We start from the raw sequence: 5,667 nt of genomic DNA, 5'->3' as shown, positions 1-5,667 counted from the left end.
ACCGTCGCAGACAAGCCAATGAAGCGGCAGGCTGGAGCCCAGCTTGCCAGCGTCGCAAGGCCGAGCGCCAAAAGGTCGCCGCGCTTCGAGGCCGCCATCGCATGGATCTCGTCCACAATCACGCATTTGAGGTCGGCAAAGAATTCCTTGGCATGATCGGAGGCAAGAAAAAGCGCGAGCTGTTCCGGCGTGGTCAGCAATATGTCCGGCGGCGTCCGTCTCTGGCGCTGACGCACATGGGAAGGCGTATCCCCCGTCCGGCTTTCGATCCTGATGCCCAGCCCCATGTCCTCGACCGGCCCCATCAGGTTGCGCTGCACATCTGCTGCCAGCGCCTTCAGCGGAGAGATGTAGAGCGTGTGCAAAGCAGGCCGGTCAGAGTTTGCCGCCCGCTTGCGCTCACTCAGTTCAATCAGGCTGCCCAGAAAGCCCGCCAGCGTCTTGCCGCCGCCGGTCGGCGCGATCAGAAGCGCGCTTTCGCCCTTCAGCGACTTCTCGGCAAGCGCCAATTGGTGCGGCCGCGCCTTCCAGCCACGCCCGGCAAACCAGGCTTCGAATGGCTCCGGCAGCAGGAATGGGGAAACGGCGGAATCAGCCATGATTGAAATTAAAATCTCGCAAGAATTGCAGTAATCGGCTTGCTTTCACTATGCGTTCAGCTTGCCTCAGGCCAAACCTCTTTTTCAGACAACTATCATGAGGCCCGCCATGTTCCGCTCCTTTGCCGTCTCCGCCAGCCTGATCGCGCTTGCGGCCTCTGCCCTTGCCCAATCACCCCTGGAACAAGCCCTCTCCGCCTCTGCCGACGGCCCGCTTTATGCGTTTGATCTGACGCTTTCCAGTGACGAGGTGGACGCGCTCATGCGGGTCGATCCAAGCCAGCCGGAAGGCAAGCGCCTCAGCGTGATCTCACCTGAGCCTGAAGACTGGAGCGAAGACTTCGCCAAGCGGGTCGAAAACATGAAAGCCAATACGGACGGCGAAATCTGGTGTCAGGATTTTGCCGAGAACATTCCCGCCGCCGATGCAAAACTTGTCAGTGAAACGGACACCACCGCCACCTACAGCTTTCGGCCAAAGCCCAGCGCAGAGCCAGACGACATGGACAAGGTCTACAAGCACCTCATCGGAAAAGTCGTCGTGGACAAAACTGCCCCCGGCATCCTCAATTATGAAATGGTGGCGGAAAAGCCGTTCAAGCCAATGCCTGTCGCGAAGATCAAACAGTTCGAAATGAAAGTCGCGTGCGACCGCGCCCCGGATGGTCGCACCCATGTGGCCAGTCTTGATGTGACCGTCGAAGGCTCTGCCATGATGAAAAGCTTCAGCCAGTCCGACCGGCAGCTCATCTCGAACCTGACGCCGATCCCGAATTCCGGGACCGGCTCCAGATAGGCGCTATTCCTCGAGGCCGTACTTTTCGAGGATTTCTGCGCGGATGGCATCCTTCGCGCGATCAGAGCGGGCCCGGCGCGCATCGATTGTGGCCTGGATTTCCAACTCGATCTGCTCGCGCTGGGCCGCTTCTTCAGCGCGGGCGTCCTCTGCCGCCTGCAGGCTGAGCAGCACGTCGCGCGTGAACGCGTTGATATCAAACCGCGCCCCGCCAATCACATCAAAGCCGCGCCGCACAATGACGGCGTTCATGCTTGGCACGATCACGACATACTGGCCGCGATTGCCCGCCATGTAATAGGTGCCCGCCGGAATACCCTCGGCATTATTCATCAGCCAGAATTGCGCACCATAGCCGGGTCCGCTGGTTGGCTGTGCTGGTCCGGGGGCCGAAACGAATTGTGCCCAGCCTTCAGGCAACAAGCGCTCATTGCCCCACACACCGTCCTGCAGGTAGAGCTGGCCGACCCGGGCGAGGTCGCGCGCCGTAGACCAGACCTGGCTGGACGAGACGAAGTCACCATTCCAGTCCACTTCCAGCGTCGTGTGAACCGCGCCGATCTTGTGCAGCAGTTTTTCATACGGGAAGCGATGATAGGAATCATCCGTGCCCAGAGATTCCCGGAATGAGCGCATCGCGATCAGCGTGTCATTGTTGGAATACTTGAACCGCGTGCCCGGCTTGGCTTCCATAACTTTCGAGGCGGCCTGATCGACCACTCGTCCGCCGCCAAAATAGATCCGGTCCGTGCGCGAACCGGTTTCACCACTGTCGAGCCCGCTCGCCATCTGCAGCAGGTCGCGCAACGTGATCTCGCGGCGCGGGTCCGCGCCATTGTTCCAGTCGGCGATGACGGCCGGGTAATCAAGATCGATATGCCCGTTCCGCCGGGCTGCGCCGAGGATCGTCGCAGAAATCGATTTTGCCACCGACCAGGTCCGCTGCGGCGTCTCATGATCAATGCCGCGAGCATAGCGCTCGGCCACGACCTGTCCGTCCTTCACGACAACCACGGCGCTGGTGCGTGTGCCATTGCCATAGCTACGCTCGTCGAAAGCAAACGAGACCGGCGCTTCGAGGCGCTCGGCTTCTTCGATGCGCAACTGCACCTTAACATTTGAGCCGATGGCGCTGCCCCGGTCCTCGCCGGTGAAGTCCGGCCAGGCGGCAAAGCGCGGCAGGAAGTTCAGTGCGCCCTCTTCTGCGCCCACCGGCAGCTGGGTACAGCCGAAACCGGGACGCCAGGCCGCCATGCGCGGCGGCATCGTGTTGGAATAGGTCACCGAAACCAGCTTGCGCACAGGGTCGATCATCGCGTCCGGCAGCTTGTCGAAGCTGCGCTGGTAGTCGGGATAAATGCCCGACAACTCGTTCTGGCGGATTTCCTCCAGCGTCTGCCCCGCATTGAAGGTGGACGAGCAGATGAACCCGGCCTTGTAGCCGGCCGCCAGCGCATCATCCAGCGCCTGTGTCGATCCGCCCTCTTCAGCCAGAGCAGGCGTGGCCAGCACAGCCAGCGCAGACAGGGATACGAGACATTTCCGGATTGCGCGCATGCGTGATTCTCCTCTGGATCGGCCTGACTTTATGCACAGATGACCGTGTCGCAAGTGTGGCGGGACAGCTTTCGACTCAGTTTGGATATGTTTTTCGAAACTTCTTCCTTTAAGCGCACAGCGCGCTATCATAGCGGGAAATCGAAATCGTCTGGAGAAGGAAACAACATGAAGTTACGTGCTTCCGTCCTCGCCTCATTGACCGCTGCTGCGCTGACGCTTTGTGCATGCACCCAAATGCCTGCGACCGCTCCGTCCGTCACTTCTACCGCGATCCTGTCCGACAGGGCACCTCTTCAGGATCTGCTGGATGCAGGGTTTGACCTGGAACACGTCAATGACGACTTCCTGTTTCTGAAAAGCGGGCCGGCCCTTTATCGCTGCCTGATCATCCCGGGCGAAAGGCCGACCTTTTGCACACGCCTGTCATAGATTGCGCTGCCCATGTACCGCCAGGCCCTTGGCAACGGCGCCGAAGCGGTCACTCTCAGAGACCACAGCATTGCCAAACCGCCCCGCCAACCGGGCCTGCACCAGCGGAATGAAGGTCGACCCGCCCACCATGACAATGTCGGTGATCTGGTCCGGTGACACACCCGCCTTGTCCAGGCAATCCACTGCCACCGCATCCATCTGTGACACGGCTTCGTCAATCAGGCCCTCGAACGCTTGGCGCTCTACCACACGCTCCAGCCGCAAATCGGGAGTGTCATAGACGAAAGCCTGTTGGTCGGTGTCGCTCAAGTCAATCTTGATCTGTTCGGTCCGCTTCGCATAGGCGTGGCCTTCATGGTGGCGCACAAGATGGTCGAAGGCCCGGATCGCCTGGCTGTTCGGGCTGTTCTGCACCATCCAGCCGATCCGCTTCTGCACGTCCCGGGCATAGAGCTTGTTCAGGCTTTTCCAGTCCGACAGGATCGAATACGGCGCAGACGGCACCGGCAAGCCGTTCAGCTCCAGCGTCTCGCCGTGCCCGAGCAGCCGCGACAGCTCGAAAAAGCTCAGCTTCTGGTCGAAATCATTGCCGCCCACATAAAGGCCGGTACTGCCCAGCACATCAAAACCGTCATTGTCCGGCGCGATGCGCACGACCGAGAAATCCGATGTACCGCCGCCGATATCCACGACGAAGACCAGCTTTTCCCGACCGCTCGGAAAGCTCACCGAACGTGCCGCCGCCACCGGCTCATCGAGGAACTCCACATGCGCCACGCCAGCATCACGCAGACAGGATTCCAGGATCGCCTGCGCGCGTCGGTCAAGGTCGGCATCCCGGTCATTGAACGAGACCGGTCGCCCCTGCACGACTGACTCCACCCGCTCGCCTGTCTCGGCTTCCGCCCGGGCGATCACCCGGCGCAGGAAATGCGCGATCACGTCCCGGAACGGCAAGCGACGGCGGCCAACATCGGTCGTCTCATCAATCAGGGACGAGCCGAGCACGGACTTGATCGACCGCATCAGCCGGCCTTCCTCGCCCGTTTCATAGGCCGCCACGGCTTCGGCCCCGATGGCATACTCTCCGGAGGCCAGCCCATAAAACACCGCTGTCGGAATCGACGTCGCGTCCGGCTCCAACTCGATCAGGCGGATGCCCTGTGGCCCGGAATATCCAATCGATGTGTTCGATGTTCCGAAATCGATGCCGATCTGCATGAGGGACTCCCGGACGTCTGAATTGCGACCCCGTCGCCTACCCCAGCTGCCGGCATTTCGGAAGAGGCCACACCCAGCCCCTTCCCCGTTCGGCCACACCGCCTACATTACAGGCATGCTGCGGCCAGACCTCCTGCTCCACCCGACCCCCAAAGGCCTCTATTGCCCGCCGGGCGATTTCTATCTGGACCCTGTGCGCGGCGCGGTGGACCGGGCCGTCATCAGCCACGGCCATTCCGATCATGCGCGCGGCGGCCATGGCAAAGTGCTCGCCCATCCCCACACGCTGTCCATCATGGCCGCGCGCTATGGCGATAGTTTCGCCAAACAGACCCAGGCCGTCGAATATGGCGAGGCGATCGAGATCAATGGCGTCACCGTCTGGCTCTCCCCGGCGGGGCACATTCTCGGCTCGTCACAGATCGTGGTCGAGCACAAGGGCCTGCGCATGGTCTTTACCGGCGATTACAAACGCCGCTGGGATCCGACCTGCCCCCAGTTCGAACCGGTCGAGAACACGCATGTCTTCATTTCCGAGGCGACCTTCGGCCTGCCCGTCTTCCGCCATCCGCCCACGGAACACGAGATTGACCGCCTGATGCGCTCGGTTGCGGACAATCCGGACCGCACCCATTGCATTGGCGCCTACTCCCTGGGCAAGGCCCAGCGCGTCATCAAGCACCTGCGCATGGCGGGCCATGACCGGCCGATCTATATTCATGGCAGCCTGGAAAAGCTCTGCGAGGTCTATGAGGCCGCGGGCGTCAGCCTTGGCGAGCTGCGCCCCGCCACGCTGGACGATATGTCAAAATCGGCGCGCGAAGTGTTCCGGGGCGAGATCATTGTCGCCCCGCCCGGCGCTTTTGAAGGCAAATGGGCCCAGCGCTTCCCCGATCCCGTCATCGGCTTTGCGTCCGGCTGGATGAGCGTAAAACAGCGCGCCAAGCAGCGCGGCGTTGAGCTGCCGCTCGTCATCTCTGACCATGCCGACTGGGACGAACTGACCGACACGATCCGCGAAGTCGACCCGCAGGACCTCTGGATCACCTATGGCCGCGA

Annotated in this window: 6 protein-coding genes; 3 read left to right on the top strand and 3 right to left on the bottom strand. The window is 61.5% G+C overall.

Annotated features, from left to right (window positions below):
* The coding region (locus B4F73_RS09745; protein ID WP_290483133.1) for a DEAD/DEAH box helicase at nt 1–599 on the bottom strand (599 nt) is incomplete at its 3' end.
* Between the two features lie 109 nt (nt 600–708).
* Between B4F73_RS09745 and B4F73_RS09740 the strand changes: the two genes are divergently transcribed.
* On the top strand, nt 709–1,395 hold the full coding sequence (locus tag B4F73_RS09740) for a hypothetical protein (RefSeq protein ID WP_290483132.1): 687 nt from the start codon (nt 709–711) through the stop codon (nt 1,393–1,395).
* A 3-nt stretch (nt 1,396–1,398) separates the two neighbouring features.
* Here the strand turns inward: B4F73_RS09740 and B4F73_RS09735 are convergent, their stop codons facing one another.
* Entirely contained in the window at nt 1,399–2,952 is a 1,554-nt protein-coding gene (locus B4F73_RS09735; RefSeq protein WP_206992227.1) for a serine hydrolase domain-containing protein, read from the bottom strand.
* Between the two features lie 168 nt (nt 2,953–3,120).
* Between B4F73_RS09735 and B4F73_RS09730 the strand changes: the two genes are divergently transcribed.
* Nucleotides 3,121–3,384 (top strand): hypothetical protein, encoded by a 264-nt coding sequence (locus tag B4F73_RS09730; protein WP_290478593.1) that lies wholly within the window; start codon nt 3,121–3,123, stop codon nt 3,382–3,384.
* Here B4F73_RS09730 and B4F73_RS09725 read toward each other — a convergent pair.
* The gene (locus B4F73_RS09725; protein ID WP_290478592.1) at nt 3,379–4,608 is read right to left on the bottom strand and encodes an Hsp70 family protein; all 1,230 of its coding nucleotides are present in this window, start codon (nt 4,606–4,608) and stop codon (nt 3,379–3,381) included. The genes B4F73_RS09730 and B4F73_RS09725 overlap by 6 nt on opposite strands.
* 115 nt (nt 4,609–4,723) lie before the next feature.
* Between B4F73_RS09725 and B4F73_RS09720 the strand changes: the two genes are divergently transcribed.
* A partial coding sequence (locus B4F73_RS09720; protein ID WP_290483131.1) for a ligase-associated DNA damage response exonuclease occupies nt 4,724–5,667 on the top strand: 944 nt, incomplete at its 3' end.

Origin of the sequence: Hyphomonas sp. UBA3601, from assembly GCF_002375605.1 — a bacterium.
Lineage (GTDB): Bacteria > Pseudomonadota > Alphaproteobacteria > Caulobacterales > Hyphomonadaceae > Hyphomonas.
The sequence above is the reverse complement of the archived record's forward strand: the minus strand, read 5'-3'. Positions and strand labels throughout refer to the sequence as shown.

Excerpts from the sequence above, each read along its gene's own strand:
- B4F73_RS09740 (WP_290483132.1), top strand. The coding sequence starts at position 709 with ATGTTCCGCTCCTTTGCCGTCTCCGCCAGCCTGATCGCGCTTGCGGCC.
- B4F73_RS09725 (WP_290478592.1), bottom strand. The coding sequence starts at position 4,608 with ATGCAGATCGGCATCGATTTCGGAACATCGAACACATCGATTGGATAT.
- B4F73_RS09730 (WP_290478593.1), top strand. The coding sequence starts at position 3,121 with ATGAAGTTACGTGCTTCCGTCCTCGCCTCATTGACCGCTGCTGCGCTG.
- B4F73_RS09735 (WP_206992227.1), bottom strand. The coding sequence starts at position 2,952 with ATGCGCGCAATCCGGAAATGTCTCGTATCCCTGTCTGCGCTGGCTGTG.